19 protein-coding genes and 2 tRNA genes are annotated in these 23,100 nt (G+C 43.7%); 14 read left to right on the forward strand and 7 right to left on the reverse strand.

Features of this window, described 5'->3' with window-relative positions; genetic code table 11:
- Positions 1 to 4 precede the first annotated feature (4 nt).
- A complete protein-coding gene (locus OL444_RS13205) occupies positions 5 to 250 on the forward strand; it encodes a hypothetical protein (RefSeq protein ID WP_264732723.1) in 246 nt (81 codons plus the stop codon).
- 504 nt (positions 251 to 754) lie between these two features.
- On the forward strand, positions 755 to 1,294 hold the full coding sequence (locus OL444_RS13210; protein WP_264732722.1) for a hypothetical protein: 540 nt from the start codon (positions 755 to 757) through the stop codon (positions 1,292 to 1,294).
- Positions 1,295 to 1,382: 88 nt separating this feature from the next.
- Here OL444_RS13210 and OL444_RS13215 read toward each other — a convergent pair whose 3' ends face one another.
- Positions 1,383 to 2,969 carry an oleate hydratase gene (locus OL444_RS13215; protein WP_264732721.1) on the reverse strand — a complete coding sequence of 529 codons (1,587 nt, stop codon included), beginning with the start codon at positions 2,967 to 2,969 and terminating at the stop codon, positions 1,383 to 1,385.
- 200 nt (positions 2,970 to 3,169) lie between these two features.
- Here OL444_RS13215 and OL444_RS13220 point away from each other — a divergent pair, with 200 nt between their 5' ends.
- Entirely contained in the window at positions 3,170 to 3,697 is a 528-nt protein-coding gene (locus tag OL444_RS13220) for an AAA family ATPase (protein ID WP_264732720.1), read from the forward strand.
- A gap of 1 nt (position 3,698) precedes the next feature.
- Here OL444_RS13220 and OL444_RS13225 read toward each other — a convergent pair whose 3' ends face one another.
- Positions 3,699 to 4,136: an acyl-CoA thioesterase gene (locus tag OL444_RS13225; protein ID WP_264732719.1), complete on the reverse strand. Its 438-nt coding sequence runs from the start codon at positions 4,134 to 4,136 to the stop codon at positions 3,699 to 3,701.
- Between the two features lie 125 nt (positions 4,137 to 4,261).
- Here OL444_RS13225 and OL444_RS13230 point away from each other — a divergent pair.
- Positions 4,262 to 4,346 (forward strand) — tRNA-Ser (locus OL444_RS13230).
- Between the two features lie 596 nt (positions 4,347 to 4,942).
- Here the strand turns inward: OL444_RS13230 and OL444_RS13235 are convergent.
- On the reverse strand, positions 4,943 to 5,251 hold the full coding sequence (locus tag OL444_RS13235) for an RNA recognition motif domain-containing protein (RefSeq protein ID WP_264732718.1): 309 nt from the start codon (positions 5,249 to 5,251) through the stop codon (positions 4,943 to 4,945).
- An 862-nt stretch (positions 5,252 to 6,113) separates the two neighbouring features.
- Here OL444_RS13235 and OL444_RS13240 point away from each other — a divergent pair.
- The 8 genes from OL444_RS13240 (at position 6,114) to OL444_RS13275 (ending at position 18,702) form a co-directional block, all read left to right on the forward strand.
- Positions 6,114 to 6,677 carry an RNA polymerase sigma-70 factor gene (locus tag OL444_RS13240; protein WP_264732717.1) on the forward strand — a complete coding sequence of 188 codons (564 nt, stop codon included), beginning with the start codon at positions 6,114 to 6,116 and terminating at the stop codon, positions 6,675 to 6,677.
- A 72-nt stretch (positions 6,678 to 6,749) separates the two neighbouring features.
- Positions 6,750 to 7,871: a FecR family protein gene (locus tag OL444_RS13245; protein ID WP_264732716.1), complete on the forward strand. Its 1,122-nt coding sequence runs from the start codon at positions 6,750 to 6,752 to the stop codon at positions 7,869 to 7,871.
- 234 nt (positions 7,872 to 8,105) lie between these two features.
- On the forward strand, positions 8,106 to 11,627 hold the full coding sequence (locus OL444_RS13250; protein ID WP_264752019.1) for a SusC/RagA family TonB-linked outer membrane protein: 3,522 nt from the start codon (positions 8,106 to 8,108) through the stop codon (positions 11,625 to 11,627).
- 17 nt (positions 11,628 to 11,644) lie between these two features.
- A complete protein-coding gene (locus OL444_RS13255) occupies positions 11,645 to 13,060 on the forward strand; it encodes a RagB/SusD family nutrient uptake outer membrane protein (RefSeq protein ID WP_264732714.1) in 1,416 nt (471 codons plus the stop codon).
- An 11-nt stretch (positions 13,061 to 13,071) separates the two neighbouring features.
- On the forward strand, positions 13,072 to 14,517 hold the full coding sequence (locus tag OL444_RS13260; protein ID WP_264732713.1) for a TlpA family protein disulfide reductase: 1,446 nt from the start codon (positions 13,072 to 13,074) through the stop codon (positions 14,515 to 14,517).
- Between the two features lie 1,413 nt (positions 14,518 to 15,930).
- Positions 15,931 to 17,118, forward strand: coding sequence for a cytochrome P450 (locus OL444_RS13265; RefSeq protein ID WP_264732712.1), 1,188 nt, complete (start codon positions 15,931 to 15,933; stop codon positions 17,116 to 17,118).
- A 144-nt stretch (positions 17,119 to 17,262) separates the two neighbouring features.
- Positions 17,263 to 18,225, forward strand: a complete 963-nt coding sequence (locus tag OL444_RS13270) for a terpene synthase family protein (RefSeq protein WP_264732711.1) — start codon at positions 17,263 to 17,265, stop codon at positions 18,223 to 18,225.
- A 392-nt stretch (positions 18,226 to 18,617) separates the two neighbouring features.
- Positions 18,618 to 18,702 (forward strand) — tRNA-Ser (locus OL444_RS13275).
- A 375-nt stretch (positions 18,703 to 19,077) separates the two neighbouring features.
- On the opposite strand, the gene OL444_RS13280 is transcribed toward OL444_RS13275, so the two are convergent.
- From OL444_RS13280 to OL444_RS13290, 3 genes are all read right to left on the reverse strand, one after another.
- On the reverse strand, positions 19,078 to 19,446 hold the full coding sequence (locus tag OL444_RS13280; protein ID WP_264732710.1) for a hypothetical protein: 369 nt from the start codon (positions 19,444 to 19,446) through the stop codon (positions 19,078 to 19,080).
- A gap of 10 nt (positions 19,447 to 19,456) precedes the next feature.
- Entirely contained in the window at positions 19,457 to 19,849 is a 393-nt protein-coding gene (locus OL444_RS13285; RefSeq protein WP_264732709.1) for a hypothetical protein, read from the reverse strand.
- 261 nt (positions 19,850 to 20,110) lie between these two features.
- On the reverse strand, positions 20,111 to 20,698 hold the full coding sequence (locus OL444_RS13290; RefSeq protein ID WP_371879037.1) for a DUF2268 domain-containing putative Zn-dependent protease: 588 nt from the start codon (positions 20,696 to 20,698) through the stop codon (positions 20,111 to 20,113).
- A gap of 947 nt (positions 20,699 to 21,645) precedes the next feature.
- Between OL444_RS13290 and OL444_RS31930 the strand changes: the two genes are divergently transcribed.
- Together OL444_RS31930 and OL444_RS13295 are read left to right on the forward strand one after the other, a co-directional pair.
- Positions 21,646 to 22,089 (forward strand): MauE/DoxX family redox-associated membrane protein, encoded by a 444-nt coding sequence (locus OL444_RS31930; protein ID WP_371878161.1) that lies wholly within the window; start codon positions 21,646 to 21,648, stop codon positions 22,087 to 22,089.
- Positions 22,090 to 22,239: 150 nt separating this feature from the next.
- Positions 22,240 to 22,491, forward strand: coding sequence for a hypothetical protein (locus OL444_RS13295; RefSeq protein ID WP_264732708.1), 252 nt, complete (start codon positions 22,240 to 22,242; stop codon positions 22,489 to 22,491).
- Positions 22,492 to 22,678: 187 nt separating this feature from the next.
- Here OL444_RS13295 and OL444_RS13300 read toward each other — a convergent pair whose 3' ends face one another.
- The gene (locus OL444_RS13300) at positions 22,679 to 23,056 is read right to left on the reverse strand and encodes a winged helix-turn-helix transcriptional regulator (RefSeq protein WP_264732707.1); all 378 of its coding nucleotides are present in this window, start codon (positions 23,054 to 23,056) and stop codon (positions 22,679 to 22,681) included.
- Between the last annotated feature and the right edge of the window lie 44 nt (positions 23,057 to 23,100).

The following is a 23,100-nucleotide window of genomic DNA, read 5'->3' on the forward strand; positions in this document are numbered from 1 at the left end:
AACCATGGCAAAGCATAACATCGCAGGCGTAAAACAGGAAATTCAAACACTGGCTATTGGCAACTACAGAAGTTATCCGGATGATTACGGTGCCACGCCCGGAGAAACCACCAGAAATATTCAGTCGCTCGCTAAAGGATATTGGGATTGCAGAGATGATAGAGAGGTAGTTCGGGATGAACGTTTGGGTATTCATCTGGAAGATTACCAGTTATGGACAAAAGAAGCCTATCATGCTTTCATGAATTAACAGGATCGTATATTTTTAAGTGTATACGCATCATACAGCAGATTTAAACGGCGTGTATCCGTTATCATCTGCCGTATGGTGCGTAACTTTTTAGGCTGGTACCCAGGTCTTTATTGAAGCGCCCGCCAGGTCGCATAAATTTTTAAAACCATTTTGACGCTATGGTTGTTGTATATGGTGCTAGATAGGTAGAAATGATTTAAATCAAAGGGCATCATCTCATCCATACCAATTATTTCCATTATCCATATTTGTTTAGTTATTAAGCACAACGATCTTAAGTGTCCGGATACAGGTCGTAAACCTGCAATAGTAAGTAACACAACGTTTTATTGTATGCATCAGAAACCGTGACGATACGGTATCATTACCGCTATCAGCCTAAAGAGAACCCTTGCTTCAACAGCGTATCCGGCATATCGACGATCGTTACCACCTCCTGTCTGCAGACCGGTCAGGGACAGGATATTTCAACGGAGCCGATAACCAAAAAACCAAAACACGATGAAAAACTTGATTTGTTTGTTGTTGGTGATGGGTGCTGCATGCCAGCTTACTCAGGCACAGGAGCAGTTTATTGCTCTGTCCAATGAAGATGCTGTTCTGCCTGAACAGCGGGAAGAAGATCTGGTAACCCGGATATTCGGAAAAAACAAAGAGCTATTGCTCAATGATTTTTTAAGAATCTCAACCGTAGAAACAGAAGCCTTTAAATCGGTATTGTTGGAATATGAAACAGAAAAAAAGCCCTGGCTTACCGAAAGGATCGCATTGCAACGTATGTACAATGAAGAGTTTTCTTCGCTTGATGAACCCAAAATGAATTCTTTAACCAGACAAATGATTAATAATGACCTCGAATTCGGCCGGTTGCAAATGCGCTATTTCCGCCGGATGAACAGGCTGCTGGGTGCAACCAGGGCAGCTAAATTTTTCCAGTTGGATAATTATCTGGAACAATCTTCCCGGGCATTTATGCAAAAACAATTGCCCTTTATCAGAGAGCTGGAAGTAGACCGGCAGCAGGAAGGACTGTTTAAATAACCGTATGTAACAGATAAAAGAAGTAATACAGGTATACCGGTCATGCCTATATTACTTCTCCTGTCTGGTGTTGCCTGATGATAACGGATTACCTGTGCATGGTACGCATGGTCTGATACAACACTTTTATATCATGTTGCCCTTTGTAGATGGCGGGAGGCGTTCTGTCCAGGTCGAGCAGGCCGTATACGGCCATTTGTGCAGATCTGACAGAATACTCCACGGTAAATACCACATCATCGGGTATTTCAGTGAATTGTCCGAGGAAGGCAAAGTTGGTAGCGCCTTTGGGAATCACCAGTGGCCGGTCGCCTTTGGCGCGGGTCAGGAACTGACTGGTGATATAAGGCATCATACAAGGGATACAATTCGCCTCAGCGAGGAGGGATGCTTTGTGTGCCGTAAACTGCAGGTGATGTATCAGTTCTTCCAGTATCTCTTCACCGGTACATTCACTCATTTTCTTTTTGACGTAGTCGCCGGTTTTATCAGGAAACAGGCCATAGCTCCAGCATACAGTTACCCCTTCCGGTTGCTGCAGGAAATGTGGCTGATAAGCCAGTACAATAGATAATAACCAGGAACTATCTTTCAGGGTCACCAATGCGCCGGTACCAGGCTTGTTACCGGAGAATTGTTCCATGAGCTGAAAGAACAGATGGCCTTTGCTGGTAATCGTAAAAGATGCCCATTTCGCTTCTTCGATGCGGCTGTTGAATACATAAGGCCTGCCGAAATCACTGTATTTTCCTGCCAGTGTTTTCCACAGTGCCCAGGATCCGTTGTCGCCGGCTGCTGCCGGCGCCGGTGCTGTTGTCATGCTGCCCAGTGTACTGCCGGCAGTCATGGAGCCGTTTGTAACAAACACCAGGTCATGCGGCGCCATACTTATCGTATGGGCCTGCCCGTTATGCCGGTAGAAAATCTTCTCTGCCGTCTTTTCTTTGATGCCGGGTATAAAGCCAATATCTGTTACGCGCGCGCCCATGATAAACTGAACTCCCTGTTCTTTCAGCCACGTCTGCATCGGACGTATGATGGAGTCGAATTGATTCAGGGGAGTACGGTCTACGCCGGCCAGGGTATGGATGCGTGGAAATTCATGGATAAAACGGATCAGGTATCGCTTAAATTCCACAGCACTGTGCCATGGTTGGAATGCGAAAGTAGTGCACCACATCAGCCAGAAATTCGTTTGAAAGAAGGCGGGCTGAAACCATTCGTCGATACGCCGGGTACCCAGCACGTCTTCCGGGATCGCAAACAATTCGATCAGGTCTATCCGGTCCCGTTCCTTGAATCCCATGGAAGATACGTCCTGAATGACTGCATTTTTATCAACCAGCCGTGCCTGCGCATGGGTTTTTACCTGGTCGTTAAATGCCATGATTTCTTCATACACCGACTTTCGTGGATCCGTCAGAGAAGGAATATCTGCTAACAGGTCGTAGGTACAGCGGTAGGTAAAATTCAGCATGCGGCCACCCCGGATGACATATCCGGCATCCGCCTGTCCGGCGCCGTCGAGGCTGCCGCCGGTAATATCGTCGGCTTCCAGGATGTATATATTTTTGCCGGGAATATTGCCATCACGTATCAGAAAAGCTGCTGCTGCAAAAGAGGCGATACCGCCGCCAACCAGATAAGCTTTGATGTTGGCTGTTTCAATAGACATCTTACATAATTTTATCGGTCACAAAATCAGGTTTTCCCCTTGCCCGCAACTGGGCTGCAGGCGATGAGCAAAGCTATTGCAGGCTGCAGGCGTAGAAAATGATATGCAGCAGGTGCATGCATGATTGTTGTCATGATTTGGTATATTTGTGCTGCTTCACTTAGACCAGCTGTTACAGCGGTCTGTTTCAACAAAAAAATATGATGAAAACAAATGCCTATGTGTTCACGGGAGGACCGGGAGCGGGCAAAACAACGGTTATCCGGGAACTGGCGCAGCTGGGATATGCGACAGTACCGGAATCAGGGAGACATATTATACAGGAACAGGTACGTACAGGCGGCAATGCTTTGCCGTGGGCGGATGAAAAAGCCTTTCGCGATCTGATGCTGCAGGCAGCCATCGCTGATTTTGAGGCATTGCCCTCAGCCGGAGCACCCGTGTTCCTGGACAGGGGTATTCCTGACGTGATAGGCTATACGAAACTGATTGGCCTGCCGCCGGAAGCGTTGGTGATACCTCCCTATCGCTATAACCCACGCGTATTTATCTTTCCGGCCTGGGAAGATATCTTTTGTGCAGATACGGAACGGAAACAGGATTTCGCCACGGCTATACGTACTTATGAAGTAATGGTATCCGTGTATACCGCAGCCGGGTATGAGCTGGTGACGGTGCCGGCTTTGCCGGCAATGGAGCGGGTAGCTTTTATAATAGCCCGGGTATAACTTATGCGGGGTCTTCGGTAAAGTCTTCCGTACGGGGAAGGGTCTGGAACTTTTCCATTAATTCCGGAGGTAGTGCCGTCAGCTTTCTTTTCTGCATATCTATCCAGGCGCCATCCACATAAATGGTAGCCGCTTTGATACCGTCTTTCCGGAACAGTTCATGGCGTATAGACCAGCGGGAACCATCTTTTTTGCAACGGGATATCTCACAGCTGACACGTACTGTATCGTTTGCACTAACCTCCCGATGATAGATCAGTTCTTCGCGGAAGAGGATAGGGCCTATTTTCAATGCCTGGAACTGAGCGGCTGTGAGGCCAAACTGATCCAGAAGGTTTAACCGGGCCTGGGCAGCGAAATCTGCATAGGCAGAATGCCGCAAGTGCATGTTTGCATCAATCTGTGACCATAATACCGGTCCTTCAAAAAATGTGTTCATCCTTAAATTTACGAAAAAAGTGAATCGGGATATATGAACATTACGCGGCATCCCGTGAAAGTTTTTTGAAAAAAATAGCACACAGATTTCTTTCACATCATTTTCTTTTATACATTTGCGCCCCTGGAGAGTTGGCAGAGCGGTCGATTGCGGCAGTCTTGAAAACTGTTGACTGTAACAGGTCCCGGGGTTCGAATCCCTGACTCTCCGCAGAAAAAGAAGCCTTAGGTAATTGCCTAAAGGCTTTTTTGTTTTTAGGATATTGCGTCCGTCTCGCCTCTAATGATTCTGACTGTAACAGGTCCCGGGGTTCGAATCCCTGACTCTCCGCAAGTAATAAGAAACCCGCGCATTTTGCGCGGGTTTCTTATTTTAAGTCGGGTATTAAGTCGAGCCCCGATTAATTCTCTCCTCGTTAGTGATTCTCCCAGGAACTAAATCGCAAGTTCAATGTGTGGTAAATCACATTATTTCGAATCCGCTTAGGGTTTCTTTTTGAAAACAATGCACTATTCATGCAGACCGAAGAACTCGTAAAGGCTAAAGTTTCCGAACTCACACAACTAACATGATGATACAAATCTTCATCGTCACCTCATGGGCGGAACTCAGTTGCTAACAGTTCTTGTTACTGAGGTTTATTAAGGGTATAATTAGAAAATTAAGTGGAAAATTCAGCTTGGTTGCTGCTATCCGGTGCATAGAAAGTAAAAGCAAAGCTACAAACGTACTTAACATATTTTGCGGCTTTGCTCTTCTGCTCCCTTAACAGATAAAGGTAATCGACGTTTTAAAACATCCAACTATTAGTATCTGGGTCTAAATCCGGGCCTTGGGCTGGATCTGGAGAAACGATTATTTTCTGGTCTTTCAGGTTTTGGACGAGCCTCATACACAACTATTGTATGTCCGGCAACTACTGAATTATTCAATTCTTTAATTGCCAGTACTGCATTGGAATCGTCTGGCATTTCAACGAATGCAAAGCCTTTAGAACGGCCACTGTACTTGTCGTAAGCCACATTAATACTATATACAACTCCAAATGGGTCAAATAAAGACCATATCTCATCTTCAGTTGTTCTGTCACTTATATTACCTACAAAAATATTCACAAATATAATTTTAATTAAATATACATACTGCTGAAAAGTAGGGGCTTAGGAATAAAAAGACACCCAAACTAAATCAGAAGAAGCCAAATGTAACCTCGCTAAAGTTAGAGCAATAAATTGGGTATTACAGGATTAATTTATGGGGATATTACAAGTGCGTTGAAAGTGAGCTTGCTGCAACTTCTAACGCTCTATAAACTGGTTCGAATTTCGTCCCTTCCACCCCGCAGAAAAAGAAGCCTTAGGTAATTGCCTGCAGGCTTTTTTGTTGGAGTACATTGCCGCTGTTTTTCTTCCCTAAATCTGAGATCGAATCTCAGACCTGCTGTAGATATGATATCAGTTATATGACAAATATTTATCTCCCATTTTTTATTTTACTAAAATTTATACGAAATGTTTTAAATTGGCAGCTGTAGAGGAGCCGCAATTTGTCGATGTAAGGAGCGCTGAAATAAACCAACGATATAGTTTACGGAGTATTGAGCCAGATCTGAAGCCATTGAGCCCTGATTGTTCTATCAGCACCACCACTGATATTTTATTGATAAGTTAAATGTAAATAGGAGAGATATGCCTACTGGAAAGTTGTAGCCAAATGCTATATAAACCATGTAAGTCTGTAGTTAGTAGCCTAACAAAGCTGGTGATAAACGGACGTATTAAGTAGCTGCTTATTTTTCCGGTTCTCTATACTAATAACCGGAACGGCAAATGGGTATCCGCCGGTGTTTTCGGCAGCATCATTTTACGAACAGCAAGCGGCAAGACATTAGCGACAGACATTATTATTAAGGTTACAGCAGTATATAACCGATATTTTCCCTCAGTTATCTATCACAACATTTATTACAACGGGTGTATGAAGGAATATAGTGACATTGTATTAATGAAGATGATCAGCGAAGATGATGAACAGGCTTTTGCTGCACTTTACCAGCGATATTGGCAGGATTGTTACCAGACGGCGATCAACATGATTCATCTGCGGGATGTGGCGCAGGATATTGTACAGGAGGTGTTTTTTAAGATATGGGAAAAGAGATATGAGTTGCATATCGTTTCGGTGAAAGCCTATCTGCAACAAGCTACCCGTAACCGGGTGTTGAATGCCATTCGCGACTTTAAAACAGATGGTGAATTTTATAACCGGTTGGCGCAGATTACAGTAGAGCTGCTGCAGGAGAACCATGTATTATTACGGGAGCATGAGCAGCTCCTGGATATGCTGATCCGGACGCTGCCGGATGATTGCCGGGAAACTTTCCGCCTGAGCAGAATAGAAAACCTAACCTACAAAGAAATAGCTGTCAGATTACAGGTGGCTGAAAAAACAGTAGAGAAGCGTATCTCCAAATCGCTTCAGCATTTCAGACATCATTACCATCTTTTAGGCATATACCTGCTCTATATGTTACGCCCCTAGTCTAGGGATTGAAAATTTTTTTTTACTTCCGGGAGGGTACCCTCCCTTTCGTTGTGTCTTATTACTAGTACGATGGACAAAAAGACATTTATATCACTGATAGAACGGTGTGAGGCCGGGCAAGCAACGGTGGCGGAAAAAGCATTGCTGGAGGTATACCTGCAGCGGCTGGAAGCCTGTAGTGATGCGCCGGCGCCTGTTGGGCAAGAGGGAGCACAAATATGGCATCAATTGCAGGCGCAAATTGGACAAGGCACCTATGAGGCCCCCCAGACACAGCGAAAAAAGCAATGGTGGCTTACTGCTGCCATCATTGCTTTGCTGTTAACCGGGGCGGCTATGTGGTGGCTGCTGGAGATAAAACAGCCGGTAAAACCAATGGGAGCTATTCCCCGGAACGCAGCTGGTACCAACAACGTGATGCTTACACTTGCTGATGGCACTACAATTCCGCTGGATGCAGCCAATAACAGCGCGCTGACGAAACAGGGGAATACCTCTATAATAACGCAGGCAAAAGGTAGCCTTACTTATGCACCAGAAAACAATGCTGCTGCGTTGTTACAATACAATACACTGACTGTACCGAAAGGGACACAGTTCCAGGTTACGTTGGCAGATGGCAGTAAAGTCTGGTTAAATGCCGGATCCTGGTTGCGCTATCCCGTTGCCTTTGGTGGAAGTCGGGCGGTGATGGCAAGCGGAGAAGCCTATTTTGAGATAGCACCTGATGCAAACAGGCCGTTTGAAGTCAAGGTGAATAATACAACCATACAGGTGCTGGGTACCCGTTTTAATATAAATACCTATACTGCTGGTATCATCAGCAGCACCCTGATCGAAGGGCGCATCGCTGTAGCGAGCGGTAGTAACCGGATGGTCCTTAAACCCGGACAGCAGGCATTGTCTGGTGAAGCGCTGGCCGATATCCTGATAAAAAATGTAGATGCCACTGCCGTCATTGCCTGGAAAAATGGTTTGTTCTATTTTAAAAATGCAGGTATCCGGGAAATCATGGAAGAATTAGCCAGATGGTATGATATAACAGTCATATACAAAGGGAGTATTCCCGATGTGAGATTTGAAGGAGAAATGCAACGCAACCTACCATTGTCAACTATTTTAAAACAATTGGAGCAAAAAAATGTACGCTTCGAACTGCAAGGGAAAATATTAACAATCGTGTCGGAATAGCTATACCGGCATTTAACAACCAACATTAAAATAATCAATGCAGATGATGCGATGTATTTAATTGGATCGGCTCAAAGGGCAACCAACATCAGTTGTGATCCTTCGGTTTTGATGTAACCGGTTCAACAAAACTTTCTACTTAACCACCAGCTATAACTGTTCCGATACGGGCGGTCAGGGTATCATTTGCTATATACCTGGTGTGTAGCGCCTATTATCAACCTAATCATTAAAATGATGAATTTTAAAGCTCTAGTATTATTGGCAGTATATCTGCATACGGGCATCGCCACGATGGCGCAGATGGTCTCCTATACCGGTAACAAAGCAGCGCTTTCCGATGTGTTCACGGATATTAAAAAACAGACAGGGTATGTCTTTTTTTATAGAAAAGCATTATTGGATAATAGTCATCCGGTTACGGTAACATTGAAGAACGCCCCATTGATAGCGGCTTTAGAACAAATACTATTAAACCAGCCGCTCACTTTTTCCATAGAAAATAAAACGATTTTTATTCACCCCAAATCAACAGCAAAAACAGATCAGGCTACCGACGTGCGGACAGGTATTACCGGTACGGTGCAGGATGAAACGGGAAAGCCACTGGCCGGCGTTTCTGTTTTCCTGAAAGGAAGTAAGAGCAGGGCGGTGACGGATGAAAGCGGGCAGTTTATACTGAAAGATGATGGAACCGCGAATGTGGTGCTGCTGTTTACCATGATTGGCTACGAACAACAGGAGGTAGCGATAGGAAACCGTACCCGCATTAGCGTACAGTTGAAAATGGCCATCGGCAAGATTGGAGAAGTGGAAGTAATGGGCAATACAGGCTATCAGAAAATCCCCAGAGAACGGGCTACCGGTGCCTTTGATGTGATTGGGCCCCGGCAATTATCAAACCGGGTACAGACCAACGTACTGGAGCGCCTGGAAGGACAGGTGCCAGGTTTACTGCTGATGAAAGGGAGGGATAATGGTGATCCCAATGGAGATGGTCTCACGATCCGGGGTGTTTCCACGTTGTATGGTACCAAACGTCCGCTGATAGTAATCGATAATTTTCCTTTTGAGGGTAGTATGGAATCCATTAATCCGAATGATGTAGCCAGTATTACTATCCTGAAAGATGCGGCTGCGGCGTCTATCTGGGGGGCGCGGGCCGCCAATGGTGTTATTGTGATTACCACTAAAACGGCGAAGAAAGGAAAGATACAGTTTACCTACAACAACAATTTTATGTTTGAAAATAAACCTGATCTGGGGTATCTCAACCGTTTGACAGCGGGGGAAGATATCGCTATCAACCGGCAGTTGCTGACGCCAGGGATGGAATCAAACATCAGAGATATGGGTACTGCTTTCTCAGCACTGGAAGGGCTGTATATGGATTCAGTGGCAGGACGTATCACCCCCGCCCAATATGCGCATGATATAGCCGCCTTATCGCAGATAGATAACAGCAGGCAAATCCGGCAGCTGTTAATGAAAGCGCCCTTCACGCAAAACCATAGTTTATCTTTTATGGGAGGAAGTGAGAAAAACAGTTATTATGGTTCCTTGCGCTACACGGATGCCAGTGGTTATGCATTGCAGGATCGTCACCAGGGGTATAGTTTTCTGATCAAAGACAACTACCACATTTCTCCCCGGTTATCATTTAATGTAAGCGCAAACCTGACTTACACGAATGCTACCACACCAGCGGTGATGCCGGAAGATATTTACCGATTGAAACCTTATCAGCAGCTGCAGGATGCGCAAGGAAATCCGCTACCATTCAGCAGAGACGCAGATAATGCCAACCAAAATAATTCGAATGCATTTAGCATCGCACAACGGAAGGGCTGGGGACTGGATGATGAATCCTATTACCCGCTGAATGAAAGCAATCTGATAGAAAATAATACAAACAATATTTATAACAGGATTCAGGCAGAGCTGAAATACGCTTTGTTTCCCGGTGTGGATGTGAACATCAGTTACCAGCTGGAAAATGGATATACGTATAACAAGGTATATACCCACAGCAATGAACCTTCCCTGGTAAAAGAGATCAATGATTTTATAGTACCGGAACGGGATGCCGGAGGAAATATACTTACCAATACAGATGGTACACTACTCAATCCCACTTACAATATACCTAAAGGAGGAAAAATCAGGGAACAGCGGAACAATTTTTCAGCCTATACCCTGCGTGCTTTGGTAAGTATTAACCGGCAGTTTGGCGACGATCATGACCTGGCAGTAGTGGTGGGAGCAGAAAGAAGACAAAGTAAATCAAACGGCAATACAGTTACCAAATATGGATATAATGATAACAGCCTGCAATTTGTTGATGTGGATGTACAGCGCCTTAAAAATCTGACCGGTAATCTGCAGAGTATCCAGAATGGATTTAATGGGATAGGAGATCGGTTTAATTACACGGAAGACCGGTTTGTTTCTGCTTTTGGTAATGCGGCCTATACCTTCCGGAAAAAATATGTATTGAGTGGCAGCATCCGGATGGATGTGACCAATATGTTTGGAACAGACCCCAAATACCTTTACCGGCCTATGTGGTCGGCGGGAGGTAGCTGGATATTATCCAACGAATCCTTTATGGAGCCGGTGCATTTTGTAGATCAGCTGCAGTTAAGGGCCACTTATGGTTTGAACGGGAATATTCCTAAAACCAGCGGGCCTTTTATGATTGCTACCAGCAGTACCAACTGGCTCAATAACCTGCCGGCAAATACGATTACCACCCCTGCGAACAATACGTTAAGATGGGAGAGAACAGCGGTGACCAACCTGGGGATAGATTATACATTGTTGGATAACCGGATCAGCGGTAAGGTGGATTATTACATCAGAAAGAGCTCGGACCTGTTAGGGGATCAGCAGATTAATCCTACCCTGGGTTTTACGACGGCTACTGTGAATACTGCGAGTATGACCAACAAAGGCTGGGAGTTGCAGTTAACCACTAAAAATATCCGGAGCAAAAATTTTGAATGGAGCACCACCCTGATTTATGCGCACAACAAAAGTGAAATAACAAAGATTTCGCTGAATAATAATTTTAATACGCCGCAAGCCCTGGCAGCAGGAAACCCTTATGTATTGGGAGATCCATATGGAGCACTGTATAGTTTCCGGTTTGGCGGATTATCACCGGATAAAGGACAAATACAAATATTAGACCCCAATGGAAAAATAGCAAGGGATGAATATTATCGGGATCTGAATATGGTGTATTATACCGGCACTACCCGGCCGATAAATAATGGGGCTATCTCCAACAATTTTACCTATAAAGGTTTTGATCTGAATCTGATGTTTGTTTTCTATGCGGATTATGTAGCCAGGCAATCGTTGCCCGAGGTGTACAAAGGACCCGGTGCCTATGACAGCCGTTTAAAGGATGCCTGGAAACGGCCCGGAGATGAGCGGAGTACGATCATACCCAATGTAATAAAAAATAACAGTAACTACTATGCCAATGTGTATTACAGTAACTATCTCGATGTAAATGTATTTGATGCTACTTATATCAAGTTGAGAGATGTTTCGCTGCGATATACCTTTCAGCAACGGGCATTGAAAAGATGGCGGTTTATAAGAGGGTTGCAGCTGATGGCTAATGCCAGGAATATACTAACCATCACCACCAACAAAGCAGGCATTGACCCGGAAGCATTTGCAAACGGTGTCAGAACGATGCCCGTGATGCCTTCTTATTCATTTGGAATTAACCTTGATTTCTAATCATTTTATTCGAAGTTATGAAGTCGCAATTATTTTTTATAAGTGTTATAGTGGCAGGAATGATCAGTTTTACCTCCTGCAAAAAATTCCTGGATGTATCGCCCAAAGGGTATGTAATACCGCAGACGACAGAAGATTTTGAGTGGTTGCTCAATAACAACAACTTAATCAGTATACTGTCGACAGACCTGGATGTGCTGTCAGATGATTTCCTGTTTCCCGGTGTGGACAAAGCGGCACTGGCTATAGATCAGAGTGCGCGAAGCAGGACGTATCAATGGCTGGCAGAATTGTATTCCACACCTGATGAGCTGTTGTATAGCGCACCATGGACAAAATTGTATGGTTGTATTTATCAGTATAATGCGGTGATCAATGGTATCGGCAATGCCAGTGGTGGTACACCGGAAAGAAAAAAGATAGCATTGGCCAGAGCGCGGGCGGGCAGGGCCTTGTGTTATTGGTACCTCGTGAACTTATATGCAAAGCCTTATCATGTTGCCTCCGCCGGTACAGATCCTGGTGTACCATGGGTAGTGAGCAATGATATTATGACGGCCTTACCAGGCAGAGGTAATGTACAAACTGCCTGCAACCTGATCGTTGCGGAATTGCAGGCGGCGATTCCGGACCTGCCCGTATCCGCTCCGGACCCCTATCAGCTTACACGGGCTGCCGGTTACGGTATCCTGGCCCGCACCTGGCTGATGATGGGTAATTACGCGGAAGCGGGTAAGATGGCCGGCAATGCCCTGCAGTATAATGCCAGACTGATAGACTATAACACGGCCTATACGGAAGCAGCCGGCCAGTTTGCCCCGGTAAAGAATGGGCCTTATACTGATATGTTGAAACAACCCGAACATATCTACGTACAGCATTATACCATGACAATGGGGTTGGTTTGGCAGGCCATCAGCCGCGCTACGGAAAAACTGTTTGAGCCCAACGACCTGCGGCGGATGTTCGTAAACCTGGATATCGCTACCAATACCACTACCCACCAATTGGACAGTACCTATCGTTACATGATGAAGAATGGCTTCTATGTGTGTATTGGCATCACTACTCCGGAAATGTTACTGATCCGGGCAGAATGCGCCGCAAGGCAGGGGGATGTCGGTGCGGCTATGAACGATATCAATTTGCTGCGTAAGAACAGAATCAAGACCAGCTATTATAAAATACTCAGTGCCACTTCTCCCAAAGAAGCGGTCCGGATGGTACTGGCAGAAAGAAGAAAAGAACTGCTTTTCAAAGGAGCCCGCTGGCTGGATATGAGAAGGCTAAACGAAGATCCTGACTTTGGATTTACAGCACATCATGATCTGAAGGATGGTACTACCATCGACTTATTGCCTGGCAGCAACCGTTATACCCTGTTGATTCCGGTAACTGCATTGACAGCAGACATTACACAAAACCCATTATAAAATCCTTTTTTATGCATTGTCAAAAACCAATCATTATTTGTAACCTGTTACTTGCTGCACTTACGGTAAGCGGGCAGCAGGTAACTATTGAAGGCGTGTGGAAACATACTGCCGATCCGGTTATCGTGGCTGCGTTACCGGTAGATGGAAAGCAATTTGAAGGAGCGGCTAACCGTATCCTGATAGACACGCTGACAGGGACCTTCCGGCAGCATTTTCCACTGTCTCAGCCAGGGTTTATTACGGTGACCAACGCCTGGAATTCCCGGCAATTTTTTGCTTCGCCGGGTAAGGTCTATACCATAACAGGAGATAGTTCACTGGTGATGCTAAAAGGTGACCAGCAGGAAGGACAGGAACTGTTACAAGACCTGAAATTGGCGGAAGACACCCGTGAAGATGCGACGTTATTGAATGGCATTGCCACTGCGGAAGGCAGGGTTAGTAAGGTTAAGGATATGATACGGCAAAAACAGAAAGCCGTGGCACAATTACACGATTCCGGTAAAATCAATGATGCCTTTTTTAAGGCATTACATGCCGCTATTCAGCGATATTATATTGATTTACTGTCCACCAATTTCTATTTCGAATACCGAAGTAAAGAAGACAATGTAGCAGGCGTAAAGGCATTCCGTACAGAGTATTTGCCTGTATGGAAAAAATTGTATGAAGATCAGGCTATCTTCAATAACCTGCTACCTGCTACTGGTTACCTTTCTGTTTTAGGCCGGTATAGTGCTTACCGTGAGATTGCTGACAGCGGGAGATTGATATTTACACAAAAAAAGGGGAATTACCGCATGGATGATATTGACTATTTCAGAAAGGTACTCAAAGGTCCTGCTTTGGAGTATGCCTGGGCAGATTTCATCGTATCCGGAATTAATATGAACCTTTATGAATCAGCCTGGAAAAACTATTATAACCAGTTTCGGAAAACATTTCCGCAGAGTAAACTCACCCCTTTACTGAGCGGGTATATTGATAAGATAACCGCCTATGAAAAAGCGGCATCCAATCCGAACAACGGTGCTGAATTTTTAGCAGGATATGATAAAATGAAACAGTTAAAAGAAGTGTTTGCCGCCCTGAAAGGTAAGGTTAGCTATATTGATCTTTGGGCTACCTGGTGTGTACCTTGTCGTGCAGAGCTGCAATATTCGCTGGAGCTACACGATACCCTGCATCAACTGGGGGTACAATCGCTTTACCTTTCATTGGATAATGAGGCGGCTGATGCAAAGTGGAAGGAAATGGTGAAGCATCTTCCTTTAAAGGGGCTTAATATGCGTACGAGTAATGAGCTGCATCAGGATATAAATGATAACTTACCAAGGTATACTGGCATTCCCAGGTATATTATCCTGGATAAGAACGGGGACGTGGTGGTGTGGGATGCCAAAAGACCCAGCGATAAACTGGAGCTGATAACACAGCTGAAACAATATCTGTAGTCATGAACCAGGCACCTTATCGCCGCATGGAAAAGTAGCTGCGATAGCCGGCCCAATCAGACCAAAATAACGGTAGCAGGTCATCATCACCTGCAGGAAGACTCGCCGGTAGAAATAGAAAATGCTATGGCTGCATGGATGCTACAGTTGAAATAATATTTGTTACAACGGGGATATCGCTGCATTGGATGAACAGCGCAACAGCACAACGTTTGTTGCATGCTACCCCAATAAAACTGATATCCCCTTTTTCTTAGCTCCTATAAGCAAACAGCTGCGATGTGACCGTGAAAATTTATCCATTTTTTATGCAACTGTAGAAGTATTGCATTTTTTCGTGCTATCTTTCAGCATAATATTTTATTCGTCAGACTAACTCTCCGATGTCAGGAATTATACATTACTGTCGTACATAAATGAAGTGATGCAAAGAATAGTACTTACAACCTTATCAATAATAACAGCCAATACAATCCCCTCTTAAAGGGATCACATTGTATGGGAATGGTAAGTAGGATGAAATAATACTGTAATAAGCACCTTACTGAAGGGCTGTAATGGCATGATCAATAAGATGACCGGTTTTCATGAATAAGGATGCCAGGATGAATGAATGGACCCTGAGTGGGGAGCCGGCAGAGATGATGTTCCAAACGTTTATGTTGTAAAACCAGCTGGAAAAGACTGACAGCGCTCTAATAGTAAGGGCCTGTGGCCGAAGGCATATGGCAAAACCAGTACCGTCCGGTTGTAATGTCACCTGACACGACAGTAGCGTCGCATGCGTACAGATAGTACAGCTCGCGCATAATAGCCATACGTTTACGGATAATAGCTTGCTTCCGGAAATGCCATTAAGGAAAACATCCGTAACAACATTTACCTATTAACTTCCAATAATCCGCCTGCTCATCCATAGGATAGGGGCTGCTTTAAAGAAAGGGCATTACCATACATTTTACGCCCACTTATTACTACTGCTTCATTCGATCCAAATTTGATTAACGGGCTAATAAAAAAAGTAGCGAAAAGGAATGATGACTGAGCATGGAAATAACTCCTTGAGCCATGAAGGAAGTGGCTTACTATTATGTAGACAATGAAATAAGTCTTACCTGAATACAAACAGGAAGTCCGCTCGCAATTGCATACCGCATCCACCAGAAATTATAATACTGGTTTTACCCAATGAAATAATAACAGGGGCGTAACTGGTCACTGCTTCCTGATGTCAGGGAGGATTTGCTATGAGTACAGCAGTATGTTCGTTTGACCCAATACCTCACTTGGGTGCAGGATGTGATAGTATCAATGCCAGGTATTCCACTTGTACGATAAATGTAGCAAGCCTGCGGAAAGTTATATGCTGACTGTTTATACACGTATTTATTCATCACCATAAAAACCCACATTATGTTTCAGTCCACATTATTTAACCGCACTGGTTGGTATCATAAAATGCAGGATGAGCAACCTATTTATTTTGATCAGGATTTTTCTTTCTTTTTTGGTGCGCAGGGAGGATGGCAGTTATTCCGGCATGATGATATAAGAGCTGTTATGAGCGACCACGAAACTTTTTCCAGCGAGTACATATCCAAAAGAGGCGTGAACTTTGAGAGTAACCTGGGTTTGATAGACCCTCCTCATCACAGAAGGCTTCGCTCTATTATCACGAAGGCATTTACGCCCACATTCGTTACTGCTATGGCTCCCTGGATTTATGAACAATGCAATGAGCTGTTAGCGCCATTTTTAGAATCGGGAGAAATGGAATTTGTATCCAATTTTGCAGCTGTATTGCCTATGCGTACCATGGCAAAATTAATAGGTATACCTATTGTGAACTACGAAGATTTTTCCATATGGGGGAAATCACTGACCGGTGATCCCCGCATTATAGGGATGGATATTTATTTTAAAAGCATGCAGGATATGAGAACGCTCTTCGAAGGTATTGTGGAAGAAAGGAAGATAACCCCTCAGCATGATCTGATCAGTAGTTTACTGAGTGCGGAATCTGAGGAAGGAAAGCTGACGATGGAGGAACTGTTATCTTTTTGTGGTGTATTGTTATTACCTGGCCTGGAAACCATCAAGGCGTTATTAATAAATACCATGGCTGTGCTGATCGAACGCCCGGAAGTAGCGGAGCATATTAAAGCAGTACCGGAGGACACTACAAAGGCCATCAATGAAGTACTCAGATATTGCCCACCTATTATCAGTATTCCCCGGGTAGCCAAACGTGATGTTACGCTCAACGGGCAGGAGATAAAAAAAGATGACCTCCTGAACCTTTGGCTTATTGCTGCAAACAGAGATCCTGCTGTATTTGAAAACCCCGATACATTCAATATGAACCGGGATAATACCAAAATAGTTACGTTCGGACATGGTATTCATACCAGTATTGGCTCCGTGTTGGCAAAGCTGGTGGGTAAAATTGCCATAGAGGTATTGCTGCAGCACCTGAAAAATATACGCATCAAAGAAAATGTGGAGTTATCAATATATGTAAGTACGATCACCAATACTTTATCTGCATTGCCGATCACTTTCGAGACTAATGAAGTAGCCGTAAATGCAAACGGGAATTAACTTTACTTTTTACGACAAACCGCGACTGTATTGCTTTCCTGACATCAGATCATGGTAGATGTCATGCCTTAAATATATGGTTAACACCATTATTTTGATTCCCGCTATGCATCGTTGGTTTGTTAAATTTTTTAAATCAGCATCATGGATCATATATCATCGCTGGGGCATACCTTTTATAGATTTCCTCATTTAGTGAGTCCTTATGCAGAAGAGTTAGACAGGCAGATGAAATTTTTATATGACTCTGTTTCTTCGCTGGATGTAAATCTTCGTAACAAATTGAAGCAAGGGAAATTTGGTTTTGCGGTTGCTTATTTATATCCCACAGCAACATTGGAACAATTATCTGCCTTTGTTAAGATTATGGGCTTTTTTTTCATCCATGATGATGAATCGTTGGTCAGTGAGGATTTCTCCGGACAAAAGGAAGTGATACGCCGTTATTCCAATGCATTACTGGGCGAAGTAAGCGAAGAGGAGGCCGACGAAGTAGCGATGTTATTATTACAAGCCCATAAGGAGTTTGTACAAAATGGCGTAGATCCTATCTGGATGAAACGATTTGCTTTGAGCATGACCCAGTATATGGAAGCAGATGAAAGGGAGAATATCTACCGGTTAGCGGGGAAGGGAATCGGGATAAGCGAATACCTGGCTATCCGGTCTTTTTCGGTGGGGGTACGGCCTTGTTTTGACTACACATCGATGATTTCCTCTCTCCAGGTACCGGATGATATCTATTATGATGAGGTCATGATTCAATTAAGGAATTTGAGCAGTGACATGGTCGTATTAATTAACGATCTGGCTTCTTATCCCAAGGAAGCCGCAGAAAAGGATGAGATGAACATTGTCTTGCTGACGTGTCGGAGTAAAGGAGTTTCCGTGGAAAACGCCCGGAAAGAAGTAATTGCCATGCATAATACACTTTTTGATAAATATATGAAGATCCGAAAGGAGTTTGTGTGGCGCTTTAATCACGTACCGGACGTAAACCGTTTATTGAAAGGAATGGAGGAAGTGGTGTTGGGTAATTTACTATGGTCTTTTCTGGACTCCGACCGTTATCATTATCCACCGGGAGAAGAAGCGCCCCGGTGGTAAGATGGGCTGCTTTCTCGTTTGGGAGCAATGATGATTGGAAAAAGGAGGAGATTTCATTAACCGGTACCAGGGGCAGCAAATATGGTGTACTATGTCTTTAAAACCATTAGGAGGTAGCACTTGGGCTGCATCCTGATGGTTTTAATTATATACAGCAGAGAAAGATCAGGTAGGGGAGTAAGGTCTTACAGGAGATAATCGGGAAAGGTAGAATAGCAGGGAGTTACTGCGTATATTAAATAAGATTAATGGGTGAAATGTAGATTGGTATTGTGTTTTGTGCGTTGTTTGGCTGTCGGTGTAAGCATTGATAGGTGTCTTCGGGAAAATTTTTTCAAAAAAAAGTGTCACAAATTTTTTTAGAATCATTTCCTTTTATACTTTCGCAGTCTGGAGAGTTGGCAGAGCGGTCGATTGCGGCAGTCTTGAAAACTGTTGACTGTAACAGGTCCCGGGGTTCGAATCCCTGACTCTCCGCAGAAAAAGTAAAAAGCCTTTGGATGATATCCGAAGGCTTTTTTATTTGAGATTGAATTTGTTTGTTCCGGTTTACCGGGATCAAGTTGAAAATTTGGGGGATTATGTAAAAACATATTGTTCAATAGTAGATCAGACAGTAAAGTACGAGGATCAGTAACTCGTCTATACAGTAATATAGGAGTAAAGGTGGACTTGATGGGGGGATGTAATGCAGCGGCGTAGTTACAGTACATCATACCAGGAAAGAATGGAAAGCTGTATAAGCCCATGCCAGGGCTGACTACAGACTAAGCCTGCAGACAGAATGTTGGATATATAACTTAATGGCAGTAATGTCAGGTCTCCAGTATACAATTGTAGACAGGAAATAGGTTACTCCCTTTGAATGCGGGAAAGCAGGAGCTGCGTAGCTATTACGACTGCTATTTCTTCTGATAATAATTTTAACAGTGGCCGCTTCTGGCCGATCTGTCTATGCGGAACCTGTGGCAGGATTTGGGATGACTGTACCGCTATTATATCAGCGGCAAAATATTTCCTGTTGCCGGAAGGAGTATGATCCTGCTGCATGCCTCTTACCTGCAGCAAGACTACTAATGTTCCTGTCCCCGGTACATCTACATGGCATGCCGCCCCATGAAAAACTTCCCCGGTTTTTACGAAGAATACAGCGCTTTCTGTGTCTATTACCCGTTGTGTTGCAAAATGGATCCGGGCAGCGATCACTTTTATTTCCAGCATGTTGATGCTGTTATGTGTTTGGTATTACTTGTGGCGGAATGTGTAGGATACCACTTCGTGAAAGCTTAGGCGCCGATGTTAGCAGGCTGTCTGTTCCCATATGCCGGTTGAACCTGAAGCCGGTTATGCTGCTAATATCCTTGCCTGCGGAGGGAATGAGTGCGCTGGTCAATCGGTTGATGTGCCCACTGTCGCCACAGACATTCAGTTTACCGGAGAAAGCACTGCGGATGAGCGCCGCTTTTTTGCTGGCCATGCCAAAGCGTTGTGCAGCCCTGCGGGTAGCTGCCGTCTGCCGGACGATGGCGGGCATACTGCGCAGAAAGTGTTGGCCATTGCGGCTGTAACCAATCAGGTTCCCAAGCCTGCCCGTGAAAGTGATGATAGAGACCTGTTTTGCCATAACAAATGATACTGGTGATAGCTAAAGATAACATTATCAGGAAAAGGAGGTTTATGGCTGTATTGAAGATTATTCAATAGCAAAGCATGGCAATTTGAAGAATATTCAAGCGGAAAGCATGAGGTATTAGATCGTTGTTAAAGGTGGACGAACAGGGTGTAGAAAATTTTGAAAAACACATGAGGAAAAGCAGGTCTCCGGTTTTTCAGTCCCCTGGTATTCAACTTGATCCGTTTACGGTTCAAATAGTTCATGCATCTCTTATTGCATATACCTGGAATCTACCAGAAACTTATCCAAATCAGCTATCTGTTCATTATCCAGATTTATCATATAGTCAATCGCTTTAGCTTTGTCCGTGGCATGCTCATAATAAGACTTACAAATGGCGTATCCCACAAAGTATCCCAGATCCACACCATTATATAGCCAGTCTTTTGATACCGTCCCGTGCATTTCCTGTTTAAATTTTTGCCATATTTCCTTTTCGTGTTCCCTACCGTAACGCATATATGGCATTTGTACTGGGTGCTGCAACAACAATTCTGCTATAAAATCGCATAAACCTTCTGCAATACAAAGCCCGAGTAGCTTGGTGTGGGCTTTATCCTTCATATCTCCTCCTTTGCGTTGCGTATGGGTGAGCTCATGTGACACAATCTGCAGAATACCTTGATTGTCATTATAGCCCTGAAAAAAAGGATGAAGGCCTACTGAGTTAGTGGTGTTATCCGAAGCCTCAATTTCTGTTCCTACAAGTACCTCCGTTTGTATCGTAGTGCCGCCTGTTCCAATATATCCAATAATAAAATAGATTTCCGGTGTTTTAAAGAGGATATAGCTTTTTATAGGTTGTTACTAGTTTTTCAATTGCTGCTTTATTCTCTTTTACTTTCAGCGTATTGGGTCTGATAGATGTCCAGAAATAAATATGAGTAAAAATACTTTTCTAAAATATTTCGGGTGTCCAGTTTCTGATGTGGGCTAGTTCTTTTAATCCCTTGGTGCCCTTATCAAGATAGATGGTTTGTATTAGTTGTATTTGCTGTGCAGTGTCCTTAACGGCATATATACTATCGAATGTTTCCCAAAATATACCTATGTCTGAAAAGCAAATATTTGTTTGTGCGCAGCGCGTAGTTGGAACAAATGAGGTTAGCAATAGAATGATCGCCTTTTTTATAAAGTGCATATAATAATTGGTTAAAATTGGTTAAGCGCGTATATAGATATACTTAAAAGCGTGTTAGTTGGGTATCGCATCTGCCATTATCAGTTGCGTATTGCTATAAGGTATGCTGTCGCATTGTTGCAGCAGGCGAGCTGGTAAAAATAGTAGCAATAACCTTAGACTATGCCCCCCCGGAAAATTCAGCAGCACCTTCTACAGCGGCTTTCAAAAGTATCCGGCTCAAATTAAATCCGGAGAATAATCGGGGGGGCGACGCAATTTGAGTGCAGTTTTCCCGTTTTTAATAATAATTTTAGTTTGACATTTCATTTTACGATTGTATATTGTTCTCAGAAGTAATCATTGTACGAGCTATTAACCTGGAAATACCGGAATTACCCTTTATCCCTTAATCATTAAATCGTAACATAAAAGTTATCTCCGAACCAATACTGTAATATCACCATCTTGTTTTTATCATAATAGGCGATACCGTTTTGAGTGTATCTGCTGAGTTTTTTCGGCCTTGTTAGAGCAGATCTTCTGTTGCTGAGAGCAGTATAATGTTCTTGGATGCCTTTAGTATGCCACTACTGATGCAGTTTAACCTATTAAAACATTTCAAGTGAGACGCCCTGTAATTATTGAAATCATTTGCTATGCCTTCTTTTTCCTTTTTGTTTATGCAAGCTTTGCTAAACTTTTTATTTACCCTACGTATTTGCGGGATCTGGGTCGTTCACCTTTAATAGGCAATTTTGCTTTCACCTTATCTGTAGCAGTTCCAGCTGTCGAGTTGATGATAGCCATCATCCTGCTTATTCCCAGGTACAGACAACAAGGGTTAATCGCCAGTTTTGTTCTAATGACGCTGTTTTCTTTATATGTAGCGTATGTTGTATGCTTTGCTGAAAAGCGCCCGTGCTCATGCGGCGGAATCTTCCGGGATATGGGATGGAGCACTCATTTGGTCTTCAACATTGGGATGACCATATTAGCCTGTATAGGCATAGGGCTAAACAAAAAAAGCGATGAGGTAAGAGGAGGAGTTACTACGACATCGTGTTAACCTAAGGTTCAGTGTGACTGTGCTTGCCCTGGCGGCGTTGTAAATATCTTAACCAATATAGGCGTATAGCATAATACGAAACCCCAAGCGCTTATCGTATTAGCCATGTATAAATAGGATTGTTGATTTTGTATCTTCTAAATTTATTTTATGAAAAAGAGTAAACACATTATCGTCACATTGCTGGTCGTTATTGCAGCTGTCGGCGCAAGTTATGGTGCAAAAAGTACTTCAAAGCTTTATTATTACCGGAGTGTCATCGGTAATTATGTACCTTATGAATCAGAAGTTAGTTGTAGCAAATTCGGAACTGGTTGTATCGTACAGATGCCATGGGGCGCCATGCAGCAACTGTATATTCAGACAAGTCCGGGTATTTTTAAAGCGGTGACCTTGGATTGAGCAGGATGTTTTTTTCGATGTGATAATGAAATTCTTAACATCTGGAGGAGCTTCCTCCAGATGTGCTTATATTTTGTATAACCGACAATGTAGTAGAATTGTAATCCTGTTGATTTCAATTGAAAATAATAATGGTAGGTCATTTGAAACGCCGTTGTTTAACCGCAGTTCCCGATACCTTCTCTACTCAGGATTGTCTCCGCATACTTTGCTTAATTCTTTCCCGGTGTTGCCCGCCCCAGGCACTTAGTTCATGGGTTAGTTTTCTTAAAGTCCGGCTATACTCGGTGGCTTCATAAACAATGGTAACCGGCATGGTCGGATATACAATACGTTTGATAAAGCCATTCAATTCCAGGTCTTTTAACTCCTTCGCCAATATCCTGGAAGAGATGCCAGGAAGTTCCTGCTGCAATTCATTAAATCGCCTGGATGATTGCACCAGACAAAGGATCAGGGCAAGTCTCCATTTTCCATTAATAACCGACAGTGCATCAAGCACGTTCTTGAGTGAAGCATTGCATGTTTCACTGGCTGGAAAGGGGTCTTTCATAATCGTTTTCATAGACACGAATGTAATTACATTACCTGAATGTAACCGCTTCCCTT

Origin of the sequence: Chitinophaga nivalis (assembly GCF_025989125.1) — a bacterium.
Taxonomy (GTDB): Bacteria; Bacteroidota; Bacteroidia; order Chitinophagales; family Chitinophagaceae; genus Chitinophaga; species Chitinophaga nivalis.

What these genes read in the sequence shown, in the direction of transcription:
- OL444_RS13205 (WP_264732723.1), top strand. Translation starts at nt 5, where the DNA reads ATGGCAAAGCATAACATCGCAGGCGTAAAACAGGAAATTCAAACACTG.
- OL444_RS13210 (WP_264732722.1), top strand. Translation starts at nt 755, where the DNA reads ATGAAAAACTTGATTTGTTTGTTGTTGGTGATGGGTGCTGCATGCCAG.
- OL444_RS13215 (WP_264732721.1), bottom strand. Translation starts at nt 2,969, where the DNA reads ATGTCTATTGAAACAGCCAACATCAAAGCTTATCTGGTTGGCGGCGGT.
- OL444_RS13220 (WP_264732720.1), top strand. Translation starts at nt 3,170, where the DNA reads ATGATGAAAACAAATGCCTATGTGTTCACGGGAGGACCGGGAGCGGGC.
- OL444_RS13225 (WP_264732719.1), bottom strand. Translation starts at nt 4,136, where the DNA reads ATGAACACATTTTTTGAAGGACCGGTATTATGGTCACAGATTGATGCA.
- OL444_RS13240 (WP_264732717.1), top strand. Translation starts at nt 6,114, where the DNA reads ATGAAGGAATATAGTGACATTGTATTAATGAAGATGATCAGCGAAGAT.
- OL444_RS13245 (WP_264732716.1), top strand. Translation starts at nt 6,750, where the DNA reads ATGGACAAAAAGACATTTATATCACTGATAGAACGGTGTGAGGCCGGG.
- OL444_RS13250 (WP_264752019.1), top strand. Translation starts at nt 8,106, where the DNA reads ATGATGAATTTTAAAGCTCTAGTATTATTGGCAGTATATCTGCATACG.
- OL444_RS13255 (WP_264732714.1), top strand. Translation starts at nt 11,645, where the DNA reads ATGAAGTCGCAATTATTTTTTATAAGTGTTATAGTGGCAGGAATGATC.
- OL444_RS13260 (WP_264732713.1), top strand. Translation starts at nt 13,072, where the DNA reads ATGCATTGTCAAAAACCAATCATTATTTGTAACCTGTTACTTGCTGCA.
- OL444_RS13265 (WP_264732712.1), top strand. Translation starts at nt 15,931, where the DNA reads ATGTTTCAGTCCACATTATTTAACCGCACTGGTTGGTATCATAAAATG.
- OL444_RS13270 (WP_264732711.1), top strand. Translation starts at nt 17,263, where the DNA reads ATGGATCATATATCATCGCTGGGGCATACCTTTTATAGATTTCCTCAT.
- OL444_RS13280 (WP_264732710.1), bottom strand. Translation starts at nt 19,446, where the DNA reads ATGCTGGAAATAAAAGTGATCGCTGCCCGGATCCATTTTGCAACACAA.
- OL444_RS13285 (WP_264732709.1), bottom strand. Translation starts at nt 19,849, where the DNA reads ATGGCAAAACAGGTCTCTATCATCACTTTCACGGGCAGGCTTGGGAAC.
- OL444_RS13295 (WP_264732708.1), top strand. Translation starts at nt 22,240, where the DNA reads ATGAAAAAGAGTAAACACATTATCGTCACATTGCTGGTCGTTATTGCA.
- OL444_RS13300 (WP_264732707.1), bottom strand. Translation starts at nt 23,056, where the DNA reads ATGAAAACGATTATGAAAGACCCCTTTCCAGCCAGTGAAACATGCAAT.